24 protein-coding genes and 1 pseudogene are annotated in these 25,643 nt (G+C 35.6%); 23 read left to right on the top strand and 2 right to left on the bottom strand.

The genetic code is table 11. The features are described 5' to 3' along the window. Positions 1-37 precede the first annotated feature (37 nt). The 9 genes from BM157_RS01260 to BM157_RS01215 all read left to right on the top strand — a co-directional run bounded on the left by BM157_RS01260 (position 38) and on the right by BM157_RS01215 (position 11,216). Positions 38-592, top strand: a complete 555-nt coding sequence (locus BM157_RS01260) for a DUF5714 domain-containing protein (protein WP_090139625.1) — start codon at positions 38-40, stop codon at positions 590-592. After that, positions 585-995: an arsenate reductase ArsC gene (locus BM157_RS01255; protein WP_090139623.1), complete on the top strand. Its 411-nt coding sequence runs from the start codon at positions 585-587 to the stop codon at positions 993-995. Before BM157_RS01260 ends, BM157_RS01255 begins: the two co-directional genes overlap by 8 nt. A 243-nt stretch (positions 996-1,238) precedes the next feature. Continuing rightward, complete coding sequence (locus BM157_RS01250) at positions 1,239-1,616, top strand: PAS domain-containing protein (protein ID WP_090139621.1); 378 nt, start codon at positions 1,239-1,241, stop codon at positions 1,614-1,616. A 688-nt stretch (positions 1,617-2,304) separates the two neighbouring features. After that, positions 2,305-2,874 (top strand): TetR/AcrR family transcriptional regulator, encoded by a 570-nt coding sequence (locus BM157_RS01240; protein ID WP_022503028.1) that lies wholly within the window; start codon positions 2,305-2,307, stop codon positions 2,872-2,874. Positions 2,875-2,896: 22 nt separating this feature from the next. After that, positions 2,897-4,483 (top strand): DUF6937 domain-containing protein, encoded by a 1,587-nt coding sequence (locus BM157_RS01235; RefSeq protein WP_090139619.1) that lies wholly within the window; start codon positions 2,897-2,899, stop codon positions 4,481-4,483. Positions 4,484-4,554: 71 nt separating this feature from the next. Further along, a complete protein-coding gene (locus BM157_RS01230) occupies positions 4,555-5,922 on the top strand; it encodes a glycoside-pentoside-hexuronide (GPH):cation symporter (protein ID WP_090139616.1) in 1,368 nt (455 codons plus the stop codon). Beyond that, a complete protein-coding gene (locus BM157_RS01225; RefSeq protein WP_090139614.1) occupies positions 5,922-8,315 on the top strand; it encodes an alpha-galactosidase in 2,394 nt (797 codons plus the stop codon). Before BM157_RS01230 ends, BM157_RS01225 begins: the two co-directional genes overlap by 1 nt. Then, on the top strand, positions 8,302-9,624 hold the full coding sequence (locus BM157_RS01220) for a galactokinase (RefSeq protein ID WP_090139611.1): 1,323 nt from the start codon (positions 8,302-8,304) through the stop codon (positions 9,622-9,624). Before BM157_RS01225 ends, BM157_RS01220 begins: the two co-directional genes overlap by 14 nt. Before the next feature lie 35 nt (positions 9,625-9,659). Further along, a complete protein-coding gene (locus BM157_RS01215) occupies positions 9,660-11,216 on the top strand; it encodes a UDP-glucose--hexose-1-phosphate uridylyltransferase (protein WP_090139714.1) in 1,557 nt (518 codons plus the stop codon). A 172-nt stretch (positions 11,217-11,388) separates the two neighbouring features. On the opposite strand, the gene BM157_RS01210 is transcribed toward BM157_RS01215, so the two are convergent. After that, positions 11,389-12,159 carry a hypothetical protein gene (locus BM157_RS01210; RefSeq protein WP_090139609.1) on the bottom strand — a complete coding sequence of 257 codons (771 nt, stop codon included), beginning with the start codon at positions 12,157-12,159 and terminating at the stop codon, positions 11,389-11,391. 380 nt (positions 12,160-12,539) lie between these two features. On the opposite strand from BM157_RS01210, the gene BM157_RS01205 reads away from it, so the two are divergent. The 4 genes from BM157_RS01205 to BM157_RS01190 all read left to right on the top strand — a co-directional run bounded on the left by BM157_RS01205 (position 12,540) and on the right by BM157_RS01190 (position 16,946). Beyond that, positions 12,540-13,433 carry a zinc dependent phospholipase C family protein gene (locus BM157_RS01205; RefSeq protein WP_090139607.1) on the top strand — a complete coding sequence of 298 codons (894 nt, stop codon included), beginning with the start codon at positions 12,540-12,542 and terminating at the stop codon, positions 13,431-13,433. Continuing rightward, a complete protein-coding gene (locus BM157_RS01200; RefSeq protein WP_090139605.1) occupies positions 13,423-14,751 on the top strand; it encodes an MFS transporter in 1,329 nt (442 codons plus the stop codon). Before BM157_RS01205 ends, BM157_RS01200 begins: the two co-directional genes overlap by 11 nt. 176 nt (positions 14,752-14,927) lie before the next feature. Further along, positions 14,928-15,554 carry a methylated-DNA--[protein]-cysteine S-methyltransferase gene (locus BM157_RS01195; RefSeq protein WP_055175758.1) on the top strand — a complete coding sequence of 209 codons (627 nt, stop codon included), beginning with the start codon at positions 14,928-14,930 and terminating at the stop codon, positions 15,552-15,554. Between the two features lie 207 nt (positions 15,555-15,761). After that, positions 15,762-16,946 carry a pyridoxal phosphate-dependent aminotransferase gene (locus tag BM157_RS01190; RefSeq protein WP_090139602.1) on the top strand — a complete coding sequence of 395 codons (1,185 nt, stop codon included), beginning with the start codon at positions 15,762-15,764 and terminating at the stop codon, positions 16,944-16,946. Here BM157_RS01190 and BM157_RS01185 read toward each other — a convergent pair whose 3' ends face one another. Next, on the bottom strand, positions 16,947-17,825 hold the full coding sequence (locus BM157_RS01185; RefSeq protein ID WP_022503018.1) for a YitT family protein: 879 nt from the start codon (positions 17,823-17,825) through the stop codon (positions 16,947-16,949). It abuts the gene before it with no gap. A 265-nt stretch (positions 17,826-18,090) separates the two neighbouring features. On the opposite strand from BM157_RS01185, the gene metF reads away from it, so the two are divergent. The 10 genes and pseudogenes from metF (at position 18,091) to BM157_RS01135 (ending at position 25,631) form a co-directional block, all read left to right on the top strand. After that, on the top strand, positions 18,091-18,957 hold the full coding sequence (gene metF, locus BM157_RS01180; RefSeq protein WP_022503017.1) for a methylenetetrahydrofolate reductase [NAD(P)H]: 867 nt from the start codon (positions 18,091-18,093) through the stop codon (positions 18,955-18,957). A gap of 1 nt (position 18,958) precedes the next feature. After that, entirely contained in the window at positions 18,959-19,594 is a 636-nt protein-coding gene (locus BM157_RS01175; protein WP_090139601.1) for an MBL fold metallo-hydrolase, read from the top strand. 133 nt (positions 19,595-19,727) lie between these two features. Further along, positions 19,728-20,486 (top strand): SDR family NAD(P)-dependent oxidoreductase, encoded by a 759-nt coding sequence (locus tag BM157_RS01170; protein WP_090139599.1) that lies wholly within the window; start codon positions 19,728-19,730, stop codon positions 20,484-20,486. Between the two features lie 390 nt (positions 20,487-20,876). Beyond that, a complete protein-coding gene (locus tag BM157_RS01165) occupies positions 20,877-21,743 on the top strand; it encodes a deoxyribonuclease IV (protein ID WP_055306377.1) in 867 nt (288 codons plus the stop codon). Positions 21,744-21,816: 73 nt separating this feature from the next. Next, the gene (locus tag BM157_RS01160; protein ID WP_022503013.1) at positions 21,817-22,032 is read left to right on the top strand and encodes a hypothetical protein; all 216 of its coding nucleotides are present in this window, start codon (positions 21,817-21,819) and stop codon (positions 22,030-22,032) included. A 6-nt stretch (positions 22,033-22,038) separates the two neighbouring features. Next, complete coding sequence (locus BM157_RS01155) at positions 22,039-22,452, top strand: hypothetical protein (RefSeq protein WP_022503012.1); 414 nt, start codon at positions 22,039-22,041, stop codon at positions 22,450-22,452. A 13-nt stretch (positions 22,453-22,465) separates the two neighbouring features. Further along, positions 22,466-23,311: pseudogene (locus BM157_RS01150) on the top strand (DNA/RNA non-specific endonuclease); the annotation flags it as partial. A gap of 154 nt (positions 23,312-23,465) precedes the next feature. After that, positions 23,466-24,152: a hypothetical protein gene (locus BM157_RS01145; RefSeq protein WP_055306378.1), complete on the top strand. Its 687-nt coding sequence runs from the start codon at positions 23,466-23,468 to the stop codon at positions 24,150-24,152. 5 nt (positions 24,153-24,157) lie between these two features. Next, positions 24,158-24,907, top strand: coding sequence for a SipW-dependent-type signal peptide-containing protein (locus BM157_RS01140; protein WP_090139597.1), 750 nt, complete (start codon positions 24,158-24,160; stop codon positions 24,905-24,907). A gap of 121 nt (positions 24,908-25,028) precedes the next feature. After that, positions 25,029-25,631, top strand: coding sequence for a TasA family protein (locus BM157_RS01135; RefSeq protein ID WP_022503008.1), 603 nt, complete (start codon positions 25,029-25,031; stop codon positions 25,629-25,631). Positions 25,632-25,643: the final 12 nt, after the last annotated feature.

Here is a 25,643-nt window from a genome sequence, read left to right as displayed (position 1 = left end):
TTGTAAAGATTGTAAATAAGACGAAAGGAAGTTTTCTATGACAGTAAGAGAAAAAGCAGAACTGATTGTAAAAGATATAAAGAAAGAACAGGGAACAAATCCGGTTGTCATTTTTAAACAGATAGCAAAGAAGGAATATGTCAGTATTCATGGACCGGAACACCATATATTAGATGGTGCAAGTTTGCTTGTAGCCTACAAAAACGCAGGAGGAGAGATAGACTTAGAACAGGCATTGGACAGGCTGATGGCAGAGGGACTTCGGATGCCGGGGGCAATGTGCGGTTTATGGGGAATATGCGGAGCAATCACATCTATAGGTGCTGCACTTGCAATCATCGACGGAACAGGTCCGCTTTCAATGGATGGAACATGGGGAAATCATATGCAGTTTACCTCGAAAGCAATTGGAGAATTAGGAACCATAAACGGACCAAGATGCTGCAAGAGAGATGCAATGATAGCATTTAAGAATGGTATTGATTATGTGAATACTCATTATGGAGTAACATTGCAATACGAACAAATGCAATGTGGATTCACAGATTTTAATGAGCAATGTATAAAGGAGAGGTGTCCATTTTATGAGTAATGTAAAAGTAGCTTTTATTTGTGTTCATAATTCATGTAGAAGTCAGATTGCTGAGGCTTTTGGAAGACATCTGGCATCAGATGTGTTTCAAAGTTATTCGGCGGGTACAGAAACAAAACTACAGATTAATCAGGATGCTGTCCGTATTATGAAGGAATTATATAATATAGATATGGAAGCAGAAGAACAGTTCAGTAAGCTGGTTAGTGATATTCCAGATCCGGATATTGCAATATCAATGGGATGTAATGTAGGGTGTCCATTTATAGGCAGACCATTTGATGATAATTGGGGACTTGAAGATCCAACTGGAAAAAGTGATGAGGAATTTAAGATAGTCATTGAACAAATAAAGCATGATATTTTGGAGTTAAAAAGTAGATTGAAACATAATGGAATTTAATAAACTTTTGTTTGTCTGATTGAGAAAATTAATAACAAATTTACTCATCACTTTAACCATAACAGGTTATCAGTAACCAGATTATTAAATAAAATGATATGAGATAAAATTAAGTAATGGAAATAGATAATAATTATTGATTACTATATATGAATATGCATATTATGTACGCACACAATTGTACTGCTTGATTAATATCACTTACGATATCAGAAAAATTATATTTTATAAGGAGGATTATTTATGTCAGAGATTAATATAAGTTATTTTAAAAGTATCATAGATCAGGATAGAGCCGCAGTCGTTATATGCAATCTTAATCATGAAATAATATATATGAATCCTGCTGCGGTTGTTAATTATGGAAAGCGTGGCGGAGACAAGCTGATTGGCAGAAGCCTGCTGGAATGTCATAATAAGGAATCACAGGAAAAAATAAGACAGGTGACAGAATGGTTTGCACAGGACGAAAGCCATAATATTGTGTATACATTTCATAATGAGAAGCAGAATAAAGATGTATATATGGTGGCGCTTAGAGATAGTGGCAAGCTGATTGGATACTATGAGAAGCATGAATATCGAGATAGAGAAACAATGAAAATATACGATTTATGGTGAGTTCCAACTAATGAGGAAGTAATAAAAAATATTGTAGACTGCTTTCTGTGCAAAACCAATGTTCATGTCAGATATCAGAGATACCTTGATGACTGCTATTGGCCAGATGCAGGCAGATACGTGCTCTGAATGATCCGGTACTGGCTGGAATCAACATTTTTGCCATGACTGCAAATGCATTTGATGAGGACAGAAAAAAGCACTGGAATGCGGTATGGATGGATTCTTAACCAAACCAATTGTTATTGAGGAATTGATCAGTACATTACAGAAAAAAACTGGATTAGTTAAGAAAAAATAAAGTGATGCTAAGAAAACGTACGGTGATAATTGGCAGAATAATGCGGGTGAGGCAGATCATATTGATCCGTTAGCTAATTTTGTTAAATGTCATAAGCGTAATCCATTTATATCAAAAGAAGATTTAAAAGATATAGGAAATAGAGATGATAATATTCAGATATTTTCAATTATATGCGTTATTGTGTTAAAAATATATCGGCCTATATTGCAAAATATACAATAAATTGTACAAAACTACTAAAAATATTCGAAATAATTATATGGAAATAGCAATTGTACCCAATAAATTAATGTGATACAATCAAGGAAACTAAAACAGAAGAAATAGTTTCCTTGATTTTTTGTTTTATAAGCGTCACTGATACACAACATTAAAAGGAGCATTATGAATAATAAAGAGAAGATTTTACAGGCAACGATACAGGCATTTAATCAAAAAGGCCTTAAATTTACAATGGACGATATTGCATCTATTCTTGCAATGAGTAAGAAGACAATATATACAATTTTTAAAGATAAGAACACTCTGTTTATGGAGATGGTAGATTATCTGTTTGACACGATTAAAGAGAGCGAATCAGAGATAATTGAAGATAATACATTATCAACAATTGAGAAGATAAGACGTATTCTTGGAGTTATGCCTGAGAGTTATAAAGATATTGATTTAAGACAGTTATATATGTTAAAGGACAAATTCCCGGAGATATACAGACACGTTGAAGAACGTCTGGAGAATGGATGGGAGACAACGATTAAGCTTTTGGAACAGGGGATTGAGGAAGAAGTGATAAGACCGGTTAATGTATTGATGTTTAAGATGATGATGGAGGCATCAATAGAACAATTTTTCCAAAGAGACATTCTTATAAGGGCAGGAATGACATATACACAGGGACTTGATGAGATTGTGGGAATATTATTAGATGGCGTGGCAGTTAAGGAAAGTCATTGAAAATAAAAAGGAGGAATATATAATGCAGGACAAATCAAAGGTTATATTTAACAATGAAATTGATAGAAAGGCATATAGAAAAGCTATTAATTCCAAAAAAAAATACGCAAGAAAATATGGTGATGACAGCAATGCCGACTATAAGGTGACAATAAAGAAGAACAAATACATAGGTGATATGCTTGGCGTGTATGATGTGAGGGTTGCAGATAAGCCTGCAAGCGTATCTAACGGTAATAAAGAAGAATTTGATACTGATAAAGGTATTATAGTTGGCAATATAAGAATGGGTTTTGGACATTACAGAATATCAATGGCGATTGCTTCAGCAGCTAATGCACTTGGATATGTTCCTTACTGGATGGATCTTAATTCTTACGATAATACAACCTGTACTAAAGTTATAAGGGCACAGAACGACCTGTATTCGCTTGGTTCAAGGTTATCACAAAAGAGCAGGCTGTTTAACAGACTGGTGTGGGAACCAATGAATTACGAGGGTTTCAGGAAGCTTTCCTATAACGCTTCAGACCAGAAGAATGCAGAGCTTATGGCACCTGTATATAAGAATGTTCCTAAGAATATTCCGGTTATTGCAACTCATGTATGGCCGGCACAGGCGGCAGTACACGCAGGTATGAAAAATGTTGTTAATGCAATACCGGATAACTGGCCAATGGCATTGCATTTGTCAGAAGGAAGTATTCATACAGTCCAGACACATTATGCTTATCAGGGTTACAGGATACTTAATGGAATGTCCGGCATTAAGGTGTTAAATGAAATGCCAGCAGATAGTCTTGTATACACAGGACATTATATCGACCACGAGCTTGTAACTAATATTGAGGCTGACTGCAATGCAAGAATAGCAAGAAAACAGAACGGAAAGCCTATGAGATTTCTGCTTACAATTGGTGGTGCAGGTGCACAGAAAGAGATATTTGCCCATATAATTAAATACCTTATTCCTTATATTAAGAAGAATAAGGCAGTGTTATACGTTAATGTTGGTGATTATAAAAATGTATGGGACGAACTTATAAGAGATATCCCACAGATGAGAGAACTGGCAACTGAGCATTTTGACAACTGGAAAGATACGAAGGCATTTGCCACGAAGGCATTATCAGCCAGCCAGATAAACAATTCTGATGTAGTGACAGATAACAATAGAGATGATAATTCTAAGAATATTACAGCAGATAATTCAAGTGAAGACACATCTGATAATATAACAGGTATCCACGGCTTTTATCATAAGAATATATTTGAGGCAGTGTATTGTACTAACCTTTTGATGAGAAGTGCAGATGTGCTTGTTACCAAACCAAGTGAATTAGCATTCTATCCAGTGCCAAAGTTATTTATAAAGCGAGTTGGCGGACACGAACAGTGGGGTGCAGTCCATTCAGCAGAGATAGGTGACGGAACACTTGAGTGCAGGGATATACCTCATACTTTACAGATGATAAAGCTGTTTATGGAAGATGATACATACATTATAGATATGTGTAAGAACATAAAGAAGAATAAACAGATGGGTATATATAATGGTGCATATGAGGCTGTCAAATTAGCAGTGAATATGAAGAAATCAGACATTTAATACGGCGTGCAGTAATCAGACACTTAAAAAATATGAAGAAATCGGACATATAGAAAGAAAAGAGGTAGCGTATGGGGCTTAATAAGAAAGAAATGGCATCTTATGGCATAGGTGCAGTTGGCAAAGATATGGTTTATATGTTTTGTGCAAGTTATATTCTGTATTATTATCAGGATATACTTGGGGTTAGTGCGATAGCAACGGGGATTATACTTCTTGCGGCACGAGTATTTGACGCATTTAACGACCCTATAATGGGTGTAGTTGTTGCAAAGACAAGAACCAGATGGGGAAAGTTCAGACCATGGCTGTTTATTGGAACATTGCTTAATGCTGTTGTATTGTTTCTGATGTTTTCTGCACCACCAACACTTGATGGCGGCGGACTTGTTGCTTATGCCGCAGTAACTTACGTTTTGTGGGGCGTTACTTACACAATGATGGATATTCCTTATTGGTCAATGATACCAGCATTTACAGAGGGCGGCAAGGAAAGAGAGAATATGTCAACTATGGCACGTTCCTGTGCAGGTGTAGGTTCAGCACTTGTTACAATTATTACAATGCAGTGTGTATATATGCTTGGAAAGGGCAATGAATATGCAGGTTTTAAATGGTTTGCACTTATAATATCAATACTGTTCTTTGCTGCAATACTTATTACCTGCCTTAATATTAGGGAAAAATCAACAGTTGATGTTGAAACAGTATCAGTAAAGCAGATGTTCAAGGCACTTTTCCAGAATGATCAGGCTGTTACAGTAGTTATAACAATTGTTCTTATTAATACATCTGTGTACATAACTTCTAACCTTGTCATATATTTCTTTAAATATGATTTTGGCGGTGCAGACTGGTACAACGGCTATACACTATTTAATACATTTGGTGGTGCAATACAGATATTATCAATGATGGTATTGTTTCCGCTTCTTAGAAAGTTTTTGAACACAATAAAGATATTTTATGTAAGCTTTGTTATGGCTATTGCTGGTTATATAGTTTTATTTATTCTTATATTCACATCAATGTCGAGTGTGTTTATTTTATTTATTCCAGCATTTTTCATATTTGCAGCAAATGGAATGTTATTAGTCTTAACGACTATATTTCTGGCGAATACGGTTGACTATGGCGAATTTAAGAATAAGCGAAGAGATGAGAGCGTTATATTTTCAATGCAGACATTTGTTGTAAAGCTTGCTTCAGGTATAGCCGCATTAGTTGTGTCAATATGCCTTTCAGTATGCAGGTTAAGCAGTAATACAGATGTGGTGACAGATGCTGTGGCTGGTGGTTCGGTAGTAGGACTTAGAATGACAATGACAGTAATTCCGGTAATAGGTCTGCTTATTGCAGTATTTTACTTCCACAGAAAGTACATTTTAACAGAGCAGAAAATGGAAGAGATATCGGAAAGAATTAAGGAGAGCCATTAATGATAACGATTAATAATAATATGTATGTGCTTGATACTGACAATACATCTTATGCGTTTGCCGTGCTTGGAAGCGGGCAGTTGGAGCATTTGTATTATGGAAGAAAGTTACACGCCAATGAGGCTGTGATGACAGAGAAGCATACATTTATTCCGGGTAATACTAATGTATACAATAAAGATTATTCGTCTTATTCGCTGGAAGATGTGTGCCTTGAAATGTCATCATTGGGAAAAGGCGATATAAGAGAGCCTTTTATCGAAGTCACATATCCTAATGGAAGCAGTACAACGGATATGGTGTTTGACAGGGCAGAGATTATACAGGGCAAGGAAGAATACGATACGCTTCCGGGGTCTTATGATGATAATGGAGAGGTTGAACAGCTCGTCATCTATCTTAAGGACAGGAATTATAATCTCACATTGGAGCTTCATTATTATGTATATGAAAAATGTGACATTATAACAAGAAGTGCCAAGCTTGTTAATTCAGGAAATGAGAGCGTAAGGCTTGAAAGATTAATGAGTATGCAGCTTGATTTAAACGAGAGTGATTATGAATTGTCTTTTTTTAATGGTGCGTGGGCAAGGGAGATGAATAGAAGCAGAATACCCATTCGTGCCGGTAAGTATGTAAATGAGTCGGTCACAGGAACATCATCAAACAGAGCTAATCCTTTTTTTATGATAGGAAGAAGTTCAACGACAGAAGATTATGGTGAATGTTATGGATTTAATCTTATATACAGCGGCAATCATTATGAAGCGGCACAGGTTAATTCATATGGTAAATTAAGGCTTGTATCGGGAATTAATCCAGCTACATTTTCTTATATTATTGAAGCAGGAAAATGCTTTGAAGCTCCAGAGGCAGTGCTTACCTATTCATACAAAGGCTATAACAGGATGAGTCATAATATGCACGAGTTTGTAAGAAAGCATATTGTGCGTGGAAGCTGGCGTGACAAGGAAAGACCAGTTCTTATTAATAGCTGGGAAGCGGCATATTTTAATATTAATGAAAGAAAGCTTGTGAAGCTTGCAAAGGCGGCTAAGGATACAGGTGTTGAACTGTTCGTTATGGATGATGGCTGGTTTGGCGAGAGAAATGACGACACAAGTTCATTAGGCGACTGGACACCGAATAGCAGAAAGCTTCCAAATGGAATAGCTGGCATTGCGGATAAGATAAAAGAATCCGGGCTTAAATTTGGAATATGGGTTGAGCCTGAGATGGTGAGTGTGAACAGCAGATTATATGAGGCACACCCTGAATGGGTAATTGAAATACCAGATGTAGAACATTCAGAGGGACGTAACCAGAGAATTCTTGATTTAACCTATGAAGCTGTTCAGGACTATATAATTGAGGAGATGAGTGAGGTGTTCTCATCAGCAGATATATCTTATGTAAAATGGGATATGAACAGAATATTCAGCGATTATTATTCTAAAAATCTGCCACCTGACAGGCAGAAGGAAGTATCGCATAGATATGTGAGCGGCTTGTACAGATGTATGAAGGAACTTACTAATAGATTTCCTGATATATTATTTGAGGGCTGTGCGGCAGGCGGCAACAGATTTGATCTGGGAATATTATGCTATTTTCCGCAGATATGGGCAAGTGATAACACAGATGCGCTTTGCAGGGCACAGATTCAGTATAATTACAGCTACGGTTATCCATTATCGTGTATTTCAGCCCATGTATCGGCAAGTCCTAATCATCAGACATTAAGAAATATGCCGTTAGAGAGCAGATTTGCAGTTGCAGCATTTGGGCTTCTTGGCTATGAATGTAATATGTGTGATATGAATAAAGAGGAATTAAATGCTGTGAAATGTCAGATTGAACTGTACAAGAAGTTAAGAAATGTATTCTTTACTGGTACATTTTACAGAACAGAAAGCTTTGAAGAAGAAAATGCAGGTAATGCCAGTGTATTAAATAATGGTAAAGGCAATATGGCAGAATGGACAGTAGTATCAACGGATAAGAAGAAAGCTGTCGGATTAATTATGCAAAAACACGTTATACCTAACACACAGTATGCCTGTTACAGGGCTAAAGGTCTTGATGAAGCTAAGAAATACCATTTTTACAACAGAAAGCTTCAATATGACATTAAAGAATTCGGTGAGCTTGTTAATATGGTATCGCCAATACATATCAAGCAGGGTTCTATGTTACAGGATATACTGTCAAAGCTTAAGAAAATGGATGGTGAAACAGAAGATTACATAGCTTATGGAGATACACTTATGTATTCGGGTGTCAAGTTAAAGCAGGCATTCAGTGCAACAGGCTATAATGAGAATGTCCGATTTTTTCAAGATTTTGCAGCAAGATTATACTTTATGGAAGAGGTAGAAGATGATAAGCAGTGACATAATTAGTTCGGGCGGTATTGATAATATATTAAAGGATCTATATATTGATGAAAGCCAGCTTGAATACCAGAGGAAAAGATATATTAATGCTCTGAACCGCTTCACACAGTTATATGGTGAAGGAGATGTGCTTATATTCAGTGCACCGGGAAGAAGTGAGATTGGCGGTAACCACACAGACCACCAGAATGGAAAAGTTCTTGCGGCTTCTATTAATCTGGATATTATCGCAGTGGTAAGACCAGTGAATTCCAAGGAGAGTGTGTCAGAGGAAGGCAGTTTATCTGGGCATAGTGGTGTTAATGCCGGAATTATAAGAATTGTGTCGGACGATTATCCAATGCTAGAAGTGTCATTATCAGATACGGATATTAATAAGGATGAATATTCAACCACTAAGGCACTTGTTAAAGGTGTGATTGCCGGCTTTAAGAAAAAAGGTTTCAAGACAGGAGCATTTGATGCGTTTATAACAAGTGATGTGCCTATGGGAGCAGGACTTTCATCATCTGCGGCATTTGAAACACTTATAGGAACAATACAGTCACATATATATAATGCTGGAAAAATATCAGCAGAAGATATTGCAGTTATCGGACAGATGGCAGAGAATGAGTATTTTGGCAAGCCTTGTGGACTTATGGATCAGATGGCATGTTCGGTTGGCAATATGGTCTATATTGATTTTAATAATAAGGAAAATCCAGTTGTTAATAAGCTTGATGTGGATATTAAAAAATTCGGATACAGCCTGTGCATAACTGACACTAAAGGTTCACATAAGGATTTGACAGATGATTATGCAGATATCCGCCGTGAGATGAATGCAGTTGCAAGTTACTTCGGACAGGAGGTTCTTCGTGGCATTACATTAAAGGATATACTTGATAATTTTAAAGAGCTACAGGAGAAGTTCGGTGACAGGAGCATACTAAGAGCAGTTCATTTTATAGAGGAAAATGAGAGAGTAGAAAATGAAGTAAATGCTCTTATATCTGGAAATATTGATGAATTCTTAAGGCTGGTATCAAAGTCTGGTGATTCATCTTACAAATATCTTCAAAATATATATTCAACCAAAGATACTGCCAATCAGGGCGTTTCACTTGGACTTATGATGAGTGAAATATTCTTAGGTGATAATGGTGCATGCAGAGTTCACGGAGGTGGCTTCGCAGGAACAATACTTGCAATTGTCAAGGATACTGCTATAGATGAATACAGAAGAAATATGGATAAAATATTTGGTGATGGTGCAAGTATGATATTACAAATCAGACATTGCGGAGGTGTCAGAATAATATGAGAAATTTAGAAGATATGAAGAAATCAGACAATATAATGAGTAGTGATGCCAAGGAAGGTACGGAAAATATTCCAGATATAGACAAGGTTATATCAGAGCTTGTCAATTATGCTTCAGAGAATGAACTGATAGAAGCTGATGATAAGATATTTATAGTAAACAGGTTGCTGGATATTTTTGAAAAAAACGGACTTGCAGAAGATAGTGAGATAATTAAGAATTCAGGTGTGCAGGAGCTGAATAACACAAGACCAATAGCAGATATCCTGTCGGACTGCCTTAAAATAGCAGTTGATAATGGACTTATAGAAGATACGCAGCTTAACAGGGATTTGTTTGATACAAAGGTAATGGGTGCTGTCACACCAATGCCTTCAGTTGTAAGAAAGCATTTTAAGGAGCTTTATAATAATAATCCAAAGCTTGCGACAGACTATTTCTATGAACTTAATAAAGCCTGCAATTATATAAGGTGTGACAGGATTGAGAAAGACCAGAAATGGAAGTACAATTCAGAATATGGAATTATAGATATAACGATTAATCTGTCAAAGCCAGAGAAAGACCCTAAGGATATAATAAAACAAGGAAAGTTTGCAGCAAGCGGATATCCTAAATGCCTTTTGTGTAAGGAAAATGAGGGATATGCGGGAAATCTATCACATCCTGCAAGGCAGAATCTAAGAGTTATACCGCTTGAATTAAGTGGTGAGAAATACTATATGCAATATTCACCCTATGTATATTATAACGAGCATTGCATAGTGTTTAATGATAAGCATATTCCTATGAAGATTAATAAAAGCACATTTAAAAAGCTTATTGAATTCACAGATATGTTTCCGCATTATACATTAGGTTCTAATGCGGATTTACCAATTGTAGGAGGTTCTATATTAAGTCACGACCATTTTCAGGGCGGTGCTTATGAATTTCCTATGGCAAGAGCAGAATATGTGTATACATTCAAGCTGGATAGATTCAGTGATGTTAATGCAGGAATTCTTAACTGGCCTATGTCAGTAATAAGGCTTAGCAGTAATAATAAAGACAGCCTTGTTAATGCCTGTGATTATATATTAGATAAATGGAAGAATTACACTGATGAAAAAGCATTTATATATTGCAATACAGATGGTGAACAGCATAATACGATAACTCCGATATGCAGGCAGAAAGGTGATAATTATGAGATGGATCTGGTATTAAGAAACAATATTACTACAAATGAGTGTCCATGGGGAGTGTATCATCCATCAGCAAATCTTCATCATATAAAGAAAGAGAATATTGGTCTTATTGAGGTTATGGGAATGGCTATACTTCCAGCAAGACTTGATAAGGAAATGGGCATTTTAAAAAACGCTCTGTTAAATAATGAAGATGTCCGCTTAATCAGTGAAATTGAAAAGCACGCACAATGGGTTGATAGCTGGAAAGACAATTATAATATAACTAAAGATAATATTGATGAGATAATCAGATTGGAAATTGGCAAGGTATTTGTGCAGGTGCTTGAATGTGCCGGTGTATACAAGACAGACGATAATGGAAGAGAGGCATTTGTAAGATTTATAAAATATTGTCAATAATATTTACTTTCTTTGATTGATTAATGTAATGGGTAGATTTTAAAAATTCTGAATCAGAATTCATAGATAGTAAATTTATATTTTAATGATTTTATAAAAGTGGTGGTCAATAATAACCCGACCACCACAGATAATCAAAATTAACATAAGTTACCAGACAAATTCTAAAATGTTATGAATTATTCTTGATAGCATTAACAGCTTCTTCTTTAGAAAGTTTATAGTTTTTCATAAGCTTATAAATTGTATCTTCATCGGAAAGATTAACTTCTTTACATAATTTAATAAAAACTTTAATGCCATTGGAGCGTTCCTTGATTTTGCCCTCTGCAAGTCCTAACTGTCGTCCTTCTTCTTTGACTACTTCAAGATGACCTTCCTCATCATACTCATAAATACTCACAGTAATCACTTCCTCTCTGTGATTTCTAAAAAATTCCGACAATACATTCTCAGCGATACATTCATCTACAGCCTCTGTAACAGCAGTGCGGATATCAATTTTTTCAATATCGGTCTTTATACGCACCTTATTAACAAATGTCATATAGTCCTTAAGTGTCTCACATTTAGAAAGAAATTCAGAGCTATATGTATACATATTTGTCCTGTTGAAATTATTATTATCCTTTGAATTCCTGCCAGAACCATTACTATACTTTGAATTAATAGTACGAGCCTTATTACCAGCATAATTATCAGTATTGATATTGATAACTCTTACAGTAAGTTCAAGCTCAGGATTGTCGACATTTTTCTCATACATATCTGATAGTCGGAGAGTGCTTTCCGCCTCAAGTGGCTGTTGTCCTGAATTAATATCATCAATAGTATGCTGACTTGTATTCGTTGTTGATGACTTTATGTCGGTTCCTGCATTTATAGTGCTGTCTGCTGAATGTCCAGCCTGCCTTGTATTGTCTGTAATATTAGTATTTTCCATAAGTTCTCCAATCTGTGGTAATGATGCCTGACAGCATAGCAGTTATATAAAATAATGACATAGCATTTAAACAGATGTTTGTTGTGATACTGTCATATACATTATCTGACAATATTGGAGAAATAAAAAATATATATCTTTATTACATTCTATCATTGGGAAAATGTTATGACAAGAAGAAAAATGCTGTTAATCCACCGTAATTATATTTTGTGCAAATATTTTATGGGCTTTTATTATACCTGAAATATATATTAATTTACATCAATTTTATCAATTTATACTACAATATTTACAGTCCTGTAATAAACTTCAATGACATAAAGAACAGATATAAAAATGTTCTATAACATATTTTAATTGAAAAATGGGAGGAAAATATGCCATCAACATATGCACATTATAGAATGGGGCAGCAGGTACGTTCTATGCTTGACGGTAATGAGAAAAAGATAGTTGAGAAATATCCTCAATTATATCTTATTGGATTACATGGACCAGATATTTTGTTTTATTATAAGCCATTAAAGTCTAATTCAATTAACAGTATTGGGTATGAATTGCACAAACATTCAGGTAAGGAATTTTTTGAAAGAGCAAGAAAAGTAATATCAGAAAAGAAAGACAGAGAGCCATATCTGGCTTACACATACGGTGTTCTTAATCATTTTGCACTTGATGTAAGCAGTCATGGTTATATTGAACAAAAAATAAATGAAAGCGGAATATCGCATGCAGAGATAGAAGTTGAGTTTGACAGGGAACTTATGGTTATGGATAAGAAAAATCCAATTACACAGTCATTAGTAAGACACATTATTCCATCAGAGGAGAATGCAAAGGTAATAAGTGAATTTTATCCAGGTACAACTATGCAGGACGTGAAAAAGGCACTTGAGGGAATGATTTCATATAATAATCTGCTTGTTGCACCATTGCGCATAAAACGCTGGTTTATATATCTTTTACTTAAGGTATCTGGTAATTATAAGGAAATGCACGGCTTGATTGTGAATTATCATAAGAATAAGGAGTGTAATGACAGCACAGTAAAATTGTTATCATTATACAGGCACGCTAAGAATACAGCATATCAGTCAATTATTAAATTTGACGGATTTTTAAATAATAATGATGAACTAGATACTGCATTTAATTATAGCTTTGGTTCAGTGCTTATAGAAGGCTGTGAAGATAATAAGAAGCAATTCATATCAGATAATAATCAGAATATGGAAAGCTTCATAAAGAAAGAGGTGCAGTATGAGGGGTAAAAGCAATAACAGATTTAAGCTTACAGCTAAAGAAAAAGGCTGGATATTATATGACGTTGGTAATTCGGCATTTGTACTTATGGTATCAACTATATTACCAATATATTTTAATTATCTTGCTGAAAATGCTGGGATATCTGATGTTGATTATCTGGCATATTGGGGATATGCAGCATCTATAGTTACACTTATTGTAGCTGTATTAGGTCCTGTGCTTGGAACATTGGCAGATACCAAAGGCTTTAAAAAACCTATCTTTACAGGCTGTGTTGTAGCTGGCTGCCTGTCATGTATTGCAATGGGAGTGACTAGCTGGTGGATATCATTTCTTGTTGTATTTATTATTGCTAAGGTATGTTTTTCATCAAGTCTTGTATTTTATGATTCGATGTTGTCAGATGTTACAACTGATGAAAGAATGGATATTGTATCATCAAATGGATACGCTTATGGATATGCAGGAAGCTGTATTCCGTTTCTTATAAGTCTTATATTAGTGCTGGGATATAATAAACTGGGTATTTCATTAAATGCAGCAATGTTGATATCATTTGTCATTGTAGCAGTATGGTGGTTCTTAATGACAGTTCCGCTTATAAAACATTATAAGCAGATTAACTATGTTGAAAGAAAGCCACACGCAGTAAAGGAAAGCTTTGTAAGAATAAAAGATACACTCTGTGGAGTTGTAAAGCAGAAGAAAATATTCTTGTTCCTTGTAGCATTTTTCTTCTATATTGACGGCGTGTATACAATAATAGATATGGCGACAGCTTATGGTTCAGCACTTGGACTTAATTCAACGGGGCTGCTTCTGGCACTTCTTGTTACACAGCTTGTAGCATTTCCATTTGCTATTATATTTGGAAGGCTTGCCTCAAAATACAGCACAGGACGTCTTATAACTGCCTGCATAATAGCGTACATAGGAATTACAGTATTTGCAGTATTTATGAAAAGCCAGTGGCAGTTCTGGGTATTAGCTATATTTGTTGGTATGTTTCAGGGCGGCATACAGGCGTTGTCACGTTCTTATTTTGCAAAGATAATACCGGCTGAAAGGTCAGGAGAATATTTCGGACTTATGGATATATGCGGAAAAGGAGCTTCATTTTTGGGAACACTAGTTGTAGGTGCGGCTTCTCAGATATTTGGAAGCATTAATATCGGTGTGTCTATGATAGTGTTATTGTTTACGGCAGGGCTTGTGTTATTTATAATGACAGATAAGCTTGACAGCAAAGAGGCAGATTTGGATACAGAAAAGGGTATGATTGCCAATAACAGCTTTGCAGAAGGTAAGGCAGTTAATAATTAACAGTTAAATATATCAAATAATGCATTACTGTTTACAGTGAGTATGTTAAAAGTTATACTGTGGTTATAGGGTTAAATATTTAATCTGATAGCACAGATACTATTAATAATATGAACTGTAAACAGTTTTTTTAATTAACAACAGATACATTGATTAAATAAAGAGGGAGGAAAGTTATGCAGAGCAGAAAAGAAGCACTGGACTATGGCTTGGCATTTCCTGATACATATGTAGAAACACCTTTTCGCGATACTAACTGGCAGTTAGTGAGGGTTAAATGCAGCAAGAAGGCTTTTTTATGGATATATGAGAAAGACGGATACGTTAATCTGAATGTGAAGGCAGATAAAGAATGGAGAGATTACTGGAGAAGTGCTTTCAAATCGGTAATTCCCGGATGGCACCAGAACAAGGAGAACTGGAACACAATAATTCTCGATGGTTCAGTGCCAGATGATGCTATTAAGACAATGATTAAGGAAAGCTACGAGCTTGTTACTGATAATCCAACAAAAAGGATATATGAAGCGGTAAAGAAAATACCTAAGGGCTGTGTTGCGACCTATGGACAGATAGCGGAGCTTGCTGGTAATAAAGGAATGGCAAGAGCAGTAGGTAATGCACTTCATAGAAATCCTGACCCAGATAATATACCATGTTACAGGGTTGTTAATTCCAAGGGAGAACTGTCGGGTGCATTTGCATTTGGCGGTGCAGGACAACAGGAGGAGCTGCTTAAGGCAGACGGGATTGAAGTAGTTAATGGGAAAGTTGACCTTAAAGTGTATAGTATGAAATTCTAAACAATATGTCAGATTATATGCAGAAGCACAGAAGTAATTATACATTATTGATATAAAAAATAGTGTATAACTGCACAATAATGCACACAATCTAGGTAATATACTATTAACATATGATAAAAGTATGTTATACTGATAAGGCAGTACAATATATGTTTGTTACTGTGGAAAGATTAAATATCCGGTAATTGGAAGAAAGAGCAGATTATGAAAGAATTAAGCGAGAGAACGAAAGATTTTACAGATTCTGTTATAAGAAGAATGACAAGAATAGCCAATAAATATGGTGCAGTGAATTTATCACAGGGCTTTCCAGATTTTAACCCACCTAAGCAGATAACAGACAGACTGTCAGAGGTTGCAAGTGAAGGACCTCATCAGTATGCTTTGACTTGGGGAGCTAAGAATTTCAGAGATGCAATAGCTGCCAAATATGAACATTTTTCAGGAATTAAGGTTGACCCTGAATCAGAGATTGTAGTTACATGTGGAAGTACAGAGGCTATGATGGCGACAATGTTAAGCATTACCAATCCTAAGGATAAGGTAGTAATCTTCTCACCATTTTACGAGAATTATGGTGCAGATACTATTCTTTCAGGAGCAGAACCGATATATGTTCCACTTGTTCCACCAGATTTTACATTTAGCATTGAGCAGTTAGAAAATGCTTTTAAACAGGGAGCGAAAGCACTTATCCTGTGCAATCCGTCAAATCCTTGTGGAAAGGTATTTACATTCGAGGAATTAACTGCAATAGCAGATGTCGTAAAGAAATATGATGCCTATGTTGTGACAGATGAAGTGTATGAGCATATTGTGTACGCACCTAACAAACATATATATATGCAGGCACTTGACGGAATGAGAGAAAGAACTATCGTATGTAATTCATTGTCAAAGACATATTCTATTACAGGCTGGAGACTTGGATATGTAATTGCTAATCCTGAAATAATCGACAGGGTTAAGAAGGTACACGATTTTCTTACAGTAGGTGCGGCCGCACCACTTATGGAAGCCGCAACAGTTGGATTGAAATTCGATGACAAGTATTATGATGAACTTGCGGCACATTATGCACATATGAAAGAGGTATTTGTCGGCGGGTTAGAAAAGCTTGGTTTAAAATATACAGACCCACAGGGTGCTTATTATGTGCTTGTTGATGTGAGTGAATTTGGAGTAAAAGATGATGTGAAGTTCTGTGAATGGCTGGCACAGTATGTAGGGGTTGCGGCAGTACCGGGTTCAAGCTTCTTTAGGGAAGATGTACATAATCTTATAAGATTTCATTTTGCCAAGCAGGACGATACACTTAATGAAGCGATTAATCGTCTTGCTGGCTTAAGAAAGGCTGTAGCTGAAGCTGGAGATGTTGAGTGGAGATAATCAATCGTGAGGGATATCGTGAAAACGTCCATCTAGTTCTTCGGTTTTAACTATATTTATAAAGGCGTGAGGATCAGCACTTCGTATAAGTGGTATAAGCTGTCTTGTTGCCTCTGAATGAATTACAGAGTAAAGAAGTGTCTTTTCCCTGCCTTCATAACAGCCAACTCCCTTGAATAGAGTAGCATCGTGATGAGTAGTTTCTTTAATAATCTGGTATATTTCATCAGACTTGTCTGAGATAATAAAAAGAGTTTCCTTCTTGTAACGCTTATATAACCACTGGATAACCTGAGTACTACAGAACTGGTATATGATTGAGTAAAGAGCGATTGACCAGCCAAACATAGCACCGGCAATAGCAAGCATTACAACATTTCCAAGCAGAATATAGTTCCAGGCATCTATTCCTTTTTCGTGTGATAAGAATATGCTTATAAAATCTGTACCACCGGTTGTTGCACCAGCGTTAAGGCATAAGCTTATTGCAAATCCATTGATAATTCCACCAAACACGCTTATCAAAAGCACGTCATTAGTGAATACATAAGGTGGAAGAATATCCACAAATATACTTGATAAAAATATAACTATAATTGAGTAAATGGTAAATTTCTTTCCGATGTATTTGAATGCAATATAAGTAGGAAAAAGATTAAGTGCAATATTAAATATACTGAAAGGTATAGTTATATGTAAGAACTTAATGATTATTTCCTGTAAAAGCAGGGAAAGTCCTGAAAATCCTCCAGGGAAAAGTCCTGCGGTCTTAGCAAAACAGCGCAAATTCCACGCATATAATATTGATGCAAATGTAATAATAAAAAGCCTGAACACCTGATAGAACTTAGGGTGTTTAGCTTCGAATGACTGAAACATAGAACCTCCTTATAAATAATTAGTATTATGAAAAACAGGCTATATAATAGCACATTATAATTAAAGCTTCCATAGTAATTATTAATCTTTTAGCGCATTTTATTGAATTATATAAATAATAGAGTTATCATAATTATATTAATCAAAATAATTGTAATGGTTAAAATAATTTAATTGATTAATATAGTTAAAATAATTGTATTGATTAAAGTAATTATATTAATCAGATAGTAAGTAAAGATACAGACGAGGCAGGTAAAAGATATTGAAGATAAGAGATATTATAGACAGGGAACAGGAAACATTATCAATGGAGGTATTCCCACCAAAGAAAGACACGGATTTTGAGATGGTTAAGGAGGCAGCTTTACATATAGCCTCATTGAAACCAAGCTTTATGAGCGTTACATATGGAGCGGGAGGAAGCACTAAGGGCAATACAATTAAACTTGCAAGTGAAATCCAGAAGCAGTATCAGGTTCCAGCAATGGCACATCTTACTTGTGTATGTGCAACTAAAGAAAGCATTAATACAGCTTTAACAGAGATGAAGCAGGCTGGAATTGAAAATATTCTTGCACTCCGCGGAGATATTCCTAAAGATTATGACGGAGAAGTATTTACAGAATTTCAACACGCTTCACAGCTTGTAGAACTGATTAAAAAGACAGGTGATTTCTGTGTTGGTGGTGCGTGTTATCCAGAAGTACACCCAGATTCCAAGAATAAGTTTGATGATATTAATGGTCTTAAGGAAAAGGTTAAGGCAGGCTGTGAATTTCTTACAACACAGATGTTCTTTGATAATAACATTTTCTTTAACTTTATGTACAGGGTAAGGGAAGCTGGCATACATATTCCAATAATACCGGGAATTATGCCTATTACCAAGAGAGCACAGGTTAAGAATGCTGTTAAATTATCAGGCTGCAATGTGCCGGAAAGATTTAAGAATATTATTGATAAATATGGTGATACAGAAAATGCTATGAAACAGGCAGGGGTTATATATGCCTCAGACCAGATTATAGACCTACTGGCTAATGGTGTTAAGAATATTCATATATATTCAATGAATAAGCCTGAGATTGCAAAAGGAATTCAAGATAATCTTAAAGGAATAATTCTGTAATATGAATTCACAAGTTGTTGAAAAAGTATCATTAGTCAGGGAAGATGAGAATATAAGTTATATTACGCCGACAATAAATCCGTTGTCGTGTACAGTTGTAATTGTAGAAACCGGACATAATATATGGCTTTATGATACAGGAAGTCATTCTGATATACCGGCAATGATTAATTCTTATAATCAGGCCGAAAAAAATATTAATATAGTTTTGTCTCATTTTCACCTGGATCATATAAAAAATGTGTCTGATATACATTTTAAGAATATGTATCAGGGAAAGAATACATTAAGATATACAGGAGCAGGTGAGATTGTTACAGATGATATGTATATTGATGATGATATAAATCTTCATATATTTCCAATAGCTTCAAGCCACGCAAAGGGGTGTCTTGCGTTGGAGGTTAAAGACATATGTTATGTTGGTGATGCACTTTATCCGGCAACAGGTCCGCAATTCAGAAGATACAACGCAGGACTTCTGCTTGAGCAGTTAAGGAAGATAGAAAGCTGTAATGCTAAGTATATTTCACTCAGTCATAGAACACATTTTAAATATTCCAAAAGAGCGGTTGTAAGATGGTTGAAAGCAATATATAAGCTTCGGGGAGCGAATGAGGCTTATATATATCTGTAAAAAGTTGTCAGATAATGTTTACAAATAGATAATATAATTGTACAATATTATACATAACGAGCATATATATGCAAAATGATATGTGCAAATTGTATATATAGTAGAATATTCGTGAACAGAATGGAGGATTATTATGGGACGTTTAGACGGTAAAGTTGCAGTTATTACAGGTGGTAACTCTGGTGTTGGAGCAGCTACAGCGAAGTTATTTGCAAAAGAGGGAGCTACAGTTGTTATCACAGCAAGAAGAGAGGCGGCATTAAAGGAAGTTGCTGATGAGATTACAGCGGCAGGTGGTGAAGTATATGCTATATCAACAGATATATCAAAGCCTGAAGACCCAGAGGCACTTATGCAGAAGGTAATGGATAAGTATGGAAAGATAGATATACTTGTTAATAATGCAGGTATTCTTGAGCAGGGACTTAAGCCAATCGACAGATTTCTTGATGAAGATATGGATAGAATTATTGAAACTAATGAAAAAGGAACTATGCGTTGTATGAAAGCTGCTTCTAAGAGAATGAAGAGCGGTGCATCAATTGTAAATGTAGCTTCTGTAGCAGGTGAGAAGGGCTGTGGAGGAGCTGCATATGTAGCTTCTAAGGCGGCAGTTATAGGACTTACCAAGCATACAGCATTAAGATTTCAGAAAGACGGAATTCGTTGTAATGCCATATGTCCAGGCAATATAATTACACCTATGACTATGGGAACAGACCCAGCGGCACTTGACCCGGATATGATAGGTGCTATGATGAACCATAGTGATATTAAAGCACCATCTTGTACAGCAGAGGATGTTGCTAATGTTATTATATTCTTTGCAAGCGATGAAGCCAAAGCAATAACAGGCCAGATTATAGTAACAGATTATGGTGCAATGCTTTAATTATTAAGAACAGGATTTTTAAGCCTGATAAGAGAAATTAATTAAAATAATATTTTATATGCATAATAAGAGATATTGATTAGCGTATCAATATCTCTTTTTTAATGAAATATTATAAAATATCCCAACTGGATAATTTGGTTTTGACATATTATCCGTCATAATTTATGCTATAATGTGCGTAAGCAATGAGCCGTGCAGGATAAAAGAATAAAAAAAGAACTGTGCTTGCACAAAGTACTTTTTTATTTTTTTATCCTATAGGGCGAACGCCCGACAGTGTAAGAAAGCATAGATTTCTTACACTTGCACGGTGGAGTATATAATTTATAATATTATATGCTTAAAAAATAAGAAATTAAGAAATATTAGAAACAGGAGTCTCACAGAATGAGTAAAATAAAATTAGGCTGTCACGTTGGAATGGCAGGAAAAGAAATGTTCTTAGCATCAGCTAAGGAAGCCGCTTCATATGGAGCTAATGTATTTATGTTATACACAGGTGCACCACAGAACACCAGACGTAAAGATATATCAGAGCTTAACATAGAAGCTGGCTGGGAATATGCAAGACAGCACGGAATTGAGGAAATCGTGGTACACGCTCCTTATATAATTAACCTTGCGAATACTGTTAAGCCAGAGACATATGAGCTCGCAGTTGAATTCCTTGAAAAAGAGATAATCCGTACAGCGGCAATGAGAAGCCGCATTATGGTGCTCCATCCGGGAAGTCACGTTAATGCAGGGGTGGAAGCAGGAATTGCACAGGTTATAAAAGGTCTTAATACAGTGCTTAACCAGAATGATGACGACGTTTATATTGCCCTTGAAACTATGGCAGGAAAAGGCAGCGAAGTTGGGCGTACATTTGAAGAACTAAAAGCAATATATGATGGTGTTGATAAGAAAGACAGATTAAGAGTATGCTTTGATACTTGTCACGTTAATGATGCAGGATATGATATTGTCAATCATTATGATGAAGTATTTGAAGAATTTGATAAGGTAATCGGTCTTGACCAGATAGCGGTATTTCATATTAATGACAGTATGAATCCATTGGGAGCACACAAGGACAGACATGCCAATATTGATAAAGGAAGTATCGGGTATGAAACACTTCACAGACTTGTACACGATGAAAGATTTATTGATGTGCCAAAGATATTAGAGACACCTTGGCTTGCCGAGGAAGGTTCAGACAAGAAGACAAAGCCACCATATAAAGAAGAAATAGAGTGGCTTCTTAAATAGTACCTCTTATAATAATTGTAGGGATAATGTAGAAAATAGTATTTGAAATAATAATATAGAAATGAGGCACAGTATGTTTATACAGGATGATAATACATATAATAACCTGAGAGAAAAGTCATTCTTGCAGTGGCTTGATGATTGCAGTAAGCACGAGGATATAGCTGTAAGAGGCGGCGTTAAGCTTGCTTATGAGTATGTAGAGATGCTTAACAATGAGATTAAAAGGCTCAAGGAACAGAATGAGTTAAAGAATGAATATTTAAAGAAAATATCAGGAAAGAAATAAAGAATTATGATAGCAATTGTAACAATTGATGATAATAACGGAATGATGTTTAATAAACGCAGACAGAGCAAGGATATCAGGCTTATTGAGAGGATTCTTGATATTGCAGGAACTAATAGAATATGGGTGTCTGAGTACAGCAGTCAGTTATTTGATACTTCTAAAGATAATATTATCGTAGATAATTCATATACAGAGGCACAGGCACAAGATTACTGTTTTGTGGAAAATGTTGATATAAATGAGTTACAGGATAACATAAGTAAGATTTATGTGTATAAGTGGAATAGAAAATATCCGTCAGACGTTACATTTCCGGCAGCAATGCTTGATAATTACCAATTGGAAAATGTATCGGAATTTGAGGGTAATTCCCACGATAAAATAACAGAAGAAATATATATAAGGAGTAAGGTGTAATTATTGTGAAGTTATGTTAAATAGAATATTGTCAAGTAAAGAAAAAATTAATACGTCAAATAAACGTCTATGTAAGGTACTGTCTGCATTAATTCTTGTCTTATCATTAGTATTAAGCTTAGCAGGCTGTTCAGGTGCTGATATTGCAGAAAGCATTAACCCGTCACAGAATGAGAGTACAACTGTACAGACTGATAAGGCAGGTGGCAGTAATTCCTCCAATAAGAATAATTCCGCAGATAAGAATGATACATTAGCGGCGGGAACGGATAGTGCGGACTGGCGTGCTACATTACCAGAATACAGTGACAGTCCATATGTTATAGTTAATAATAATGAACCATTTTTTACAGAAAATGATATGACAGTGGACTCTTTTGAGTATTATGGTGAGTTAGACGAGCTTGGAAGATGTACAGTAGCTTATGCAAGCATAGGAAAAGACTTAATGCCAACAGAGAAACGTGGCTCAATAGGTTCTGTAAAACCTACAGGCTGGCATACAGTAAAATATGATATAGTAGACGGAAAATATCTTTATAACAGATGTCATCTTATAGGTTACCAGCTTACAGCAGAGAATGCCAACAAGAATAATCTTATAACAGGAACGAGATATCTTAATGTTGATGGTATGCTTTTATTTGAAAATATGGTAGCAGACTATATTAAAGAAACTAATAATCACGTTCTGTACAGGGTTACACCGATATTTACAGGAGATAACCTGCTTGCAGATGGAGTACTTATGGAGGCTGAGTCTGTTGAGGATAATGGAGAGGGAATTTCATATAATGTATTCTGCTATAATGTCCAGCCTGGTGTAAAGATTGATTACGTTACAGGTGACAGTTCACTTGAATAAATTAGTATAAGAAATCAGTGGTAAGAAAAATCAGTGGTAAGAGAAATCTTATCACTGATTTTTTTGTAAATATTTTCCTGTGTGACTTTCGTGTGACCAGAATGGGTAATAATACCGCAGTAAAGTAAATAAAGAAAGGAAGCACTGTATGAAAGGTAAGCAAAAGATACTGTTGTTAGTGTGTTCTGTTATTGCAGTTGTGTCAGTCAGTTGTATGGCTGCATACGCTTTGTTAAAGACGGTAACAGAAACTAAGACCAATGTATTTGCGTCGGATAAATCCATAAGTATTGACCTGACAGAACCGCAATGGGAGAGATATGGAAAAGAAGCAGCTAAGGTATATGTGCCGGGGCAGACAATTGATAAAGACCCAACCGTAAGCCTTAATGATGAAAGTATCAGTGCATATGTGGCATTAAAGGTTCAGTTCTTTGATGAGAAGAATAACGAACTCACATTCAGGGAATTTGCTGACAGATATCTTTATGGAGGTTCAGAGCTTGCTAATGCAGGAATTGACTGGTCTAAAGATTGGACATTTATTGGAAATGCCAATTCAGATTTAGAAAATGATGAATATGCAAGCCGGCTTATGTATATGTATAATAAGCCGCTTGATAAAGATAATGCCAACACAGATATTAAAGAAAATATTTCAAAGCCTTTATTTACTAAAGTGCATTTAAGCAATGAAATTACTGCAGATAACACAACTAAGAGATTACCTGAGTTCAATATCAAGGTTACGGCATATGCAGTTCAGGCAGAGGGCGTATCAGTAGAGGAAGCGAAGAATTCGTTATTGGAAATGAGTATTGTTAGGGAGGATTAATTATTATGACAACTTGTAAGAAGATTACATTAACAGCAGCAGCTATGGTACTTTCAGCAGGTCTTGCAGTAGGAGGTACATTAGCATATCTTAATGCAGTAACAGAAACTAAGACCAATACATTTACTTCAAGCCGTAATATTACAACAACACTTACAGAAACAGAATGGACCAGTGATTCAGGAAAGAATTATCTTCCAGGAGATGTAATAAAGAAAAATCCTGTTATGAATAACGAATCAGATCAGCCTGTCTATATGGCAGTTAAGGTTGATTATTTAGATGATAAGGGCAATCTTATGAGTGCAGAAGAATTTAAAAAATATGCCTCAATTACAGATTACGACAATGATAACTGGAAAATGGCGACAGTCAATTCAGACGGAAGTGAAGTGTGGATATATATGACAGCCGTTGAAGCAGGAGAGTCAACAGAAGCATTATTTAACAATGTTACAGTTAATGCTGGAATAACAGAAGAATGGTCAAGTGCAGCTAAGACAACAACTATCTATAAGTGTGATGCAGACGGCAATAAGTTATCAATAATTGATACAACTAAGGAACAGTACGACCCAACTGTTATATACAAGGATGCAGATGGTAACATTGTAAGTGCAGGTACACTTCCTACATTCAATATCAAGGTTACAGGTTTTGCAGTTCAGGCATCAACATTTGCTGATTACAACGAGGCACAGCCAGAACTTATCAAGCTTGTAAACAGCAAGACATCTGCTGATGCACAGTTCTAATAAAATGTATTATATTGAATAAATCGGACAGTGCTTTTTGCGTTATATTATTGAAATTGTATTATATCATTGGAATTGAACAATAACAGTATAATATTTATTTATTCAGGAAAGAGATTATATGGTTAATAAGAAGAAATTAACTGCCGGTGTAGCAGCTTTGATACTTTGCATTACAGGGGTGACTTACGGAACACTTGCATATTTTACAGATAAGGATACAAGAGCAAATGTAATAACTATAGGACACGTTACAGGAACTTTGACAGAAACAGATGAGCATATGCGAGATGATAATACGACAGGTAAAGATTATACGAATGTAAAGCCGGGTGATGTGCTTGATAAAGATCCGACAGTGACACTTGATAAAGAGTCAGAAGATGCTTATGTAAGAGTGAGCATTAATTATGAGGGACTTACTAAGGAGCAGGCATTAGCTATTGAGAATAATCTTGATATTAGTGCTGGCTGGACTAAGTCAGAGGATGGTTATTATTACTATAATGAGATACTTTCTAATAAAACAGGAGCAATCAATTCATCAAAAGTATTCTCTAAAGTTACTATTCCAACAGAATGGGGCAATGAGATTGCAGGAATAACATTTAATATTAACGTTAAGGCAGAATTTATCCAGTCTGATAATTTTACACCTGTAACTGATGAAGCTGGTAATATTACAGGATGGGGCAATGTGGCTATTGAAAAAAGCTTAAAGTAATTCAAGCGTTAT

The organism is [Lactobacillus] rogosae (assembly GCA_900112995.1).
In the GTDB taxonomy this organism is placed as follows: Bacteria; Bacillota; Clostridia; order Lachnospirales; family Lachnospiraceae; genus Lachnospira; species Lachnospira rogosae.
This window is presented reverse-complemented; position numbering and strand designations above follow the sequence as displayed.

Excerpts from the sequence above, each read along its gene's own strand:
- BM157_RS01260 (WP_090139625.1), top strand. The coding sequence starts at position 38 with ATGACAGTAAGAGAAAAAGCAGAACTGATTGTAAAAGATATAAAGAAA.
- BM157_RS01255 (WP_090139623.1), top strand. The coding sequence starts at position 585 with ATGAGTAATGTAAAAGTAGCTTTTATTTGTGTTCATAATTCATGTAGA.
- BM157_RS01250 (WP_090139621.1), top strand. The coding sequence starts at position 1,239 with ATGTCAGAGATTAATATAAGTTATTTTAAAAGTATCATAGATCAGGAT.
- BM157_RS01240 (WP_022503028.1), top strand. The coding sequence starts at position 2,305 with ATGAATAATAAAGAGAAGATTTTACAGGCAACGATACAGGCATTTAAT.
- BM157_RS01235 (WP_090139619.1), top strand. The coding sequence starts at position 2,897 with ATGCAGGACAAATCAAAGGTTATATTTAACAATGAAATTGATAGAAAG.
- BM157_RS01230 (WP_090139616.1), top strand. The coding sequence starts at position 4,555 with ATGGGGCTTAATAAGAAAGAAATGGCATCTTATGGCATAGGTGCAGTT.
- BM157_RS01225 (WP_090139614.1), top strand. The coding sequence starts at position 5,922 with ATGATAACGATTAATAATAATATGTATGTGCTTGATACTGACAATACA.
- BM157_RS01220 (WP_090139611.1), top strand. The coding sequence starts at position 8,302 with ATGATAAGCAGTGACATAATTAGTTCGGGCGGTATTGATAATATATTA.
- BM157_RS01215 (WP_090139714.1), top strand. The coding sequence starts at position 9,660 with ATGAGTAGTGATGCCAAGGAAGGTACGGAAAATATTCCAGATATAGAC.
- BM157_RS01210 (WP_090139609.1), bottom strand. The coding sequence starts at position 12,159 with ATGGAAAATACTAATATTACAGACAATACAAGGCAGGCTGGACATTCA.
- BM157_RS01205 (WP_090139607.1), top strand. The coding sequence starts at position 12,540 with ATGCCATCAACATATGCACATTATAGAATGGGGCAGCAGGTACGTTCT.
- BM157_RS01200 (WP_090139605.1), top strand. The coding sequence starts at position 13,423 with ATGAGGGGTAAAAGCAATAACAGATTTAAGCTTACAGCTAAAGAAAAA.
- BM157_RS01195 (WP_055175758.1), top strand. The coding sequence starts at position 14,928 with ATGCAGAGCAGAAAAGAAGCACTGGACTATGGCTTGGCATTTCCTGAT.
- BM157_RS01190 (WP_090139602.1), top strand. The coding sequence starts at position 15,762 with ATGAAAGAATTAAGCGAGAGAACGAAAGATTTTACAGATTCTGTTATA.
- BM157_RS01185 (WP_022503018.1), bottom strand. The coding sequence starts at position 17,825 with ATGTTTCAGTCATTCGAAGCTAAACACCCTAAGTTCTATCAGGTGTTC.
- BM157_RS01175 (WP_090139601.1), top strand. The coding sequence starts at position 18,959 with ATGAATTCACAAGTTGTTGAAAAAGTATCATTAGTCAGGGAAGATGAG.
- BM157_RS01170 (WP_090139599.1), top strand. The coding sequence starts at position 19,728 with ATGGGACGTTTAGACGGTAAAGTTGCAGTTATTACAGGTGGTAACTCT.
- BM157_RS01165 (WP_055306377.1), top strand. The coding sequence starts at position 20,877 with ATGAGTAAAATAAAATTAGGCTGTCACGTTGGAATGGCAGGAAAAGAA.
- BM157_RS01160 (WP_022503013.1), top strand. The coding sequence starts at position 21,817 with ATGTTTATACAGGATGATAATACATATAATAACCTGAGAGAAAAGTCA.
- BM157_RS01155 (WP_022503012.1), top strand. The coding sequence starts at position 22,039 with ATGATAGCAATTGTAACAATTGATGATAATAACGGAATGATGTTTAAT.
- BM157_RS01145 (WP_055306378.1), top strand. The coding sequence starts at position 23,466 with ATGAAAGGTAAGCAAAAGATACTGTTGTTAGTGTGTTCTGTTATTGCA.
- BM157_RS01140 (WP_090139597.1), top strand. The coding sequence starts at position 24,158 with ATGACAACTTGTAAGAAGATTACATTAACAGCAGCAGCTATGGTACTT.
- BM157_RS01135 (WP_022503008.1), top strand. The coding sequence starts at position 25,029 with ATGGTTAATAAGAAGAAATTAACTGCCGGTGTAGCAGCTTTGATACTT.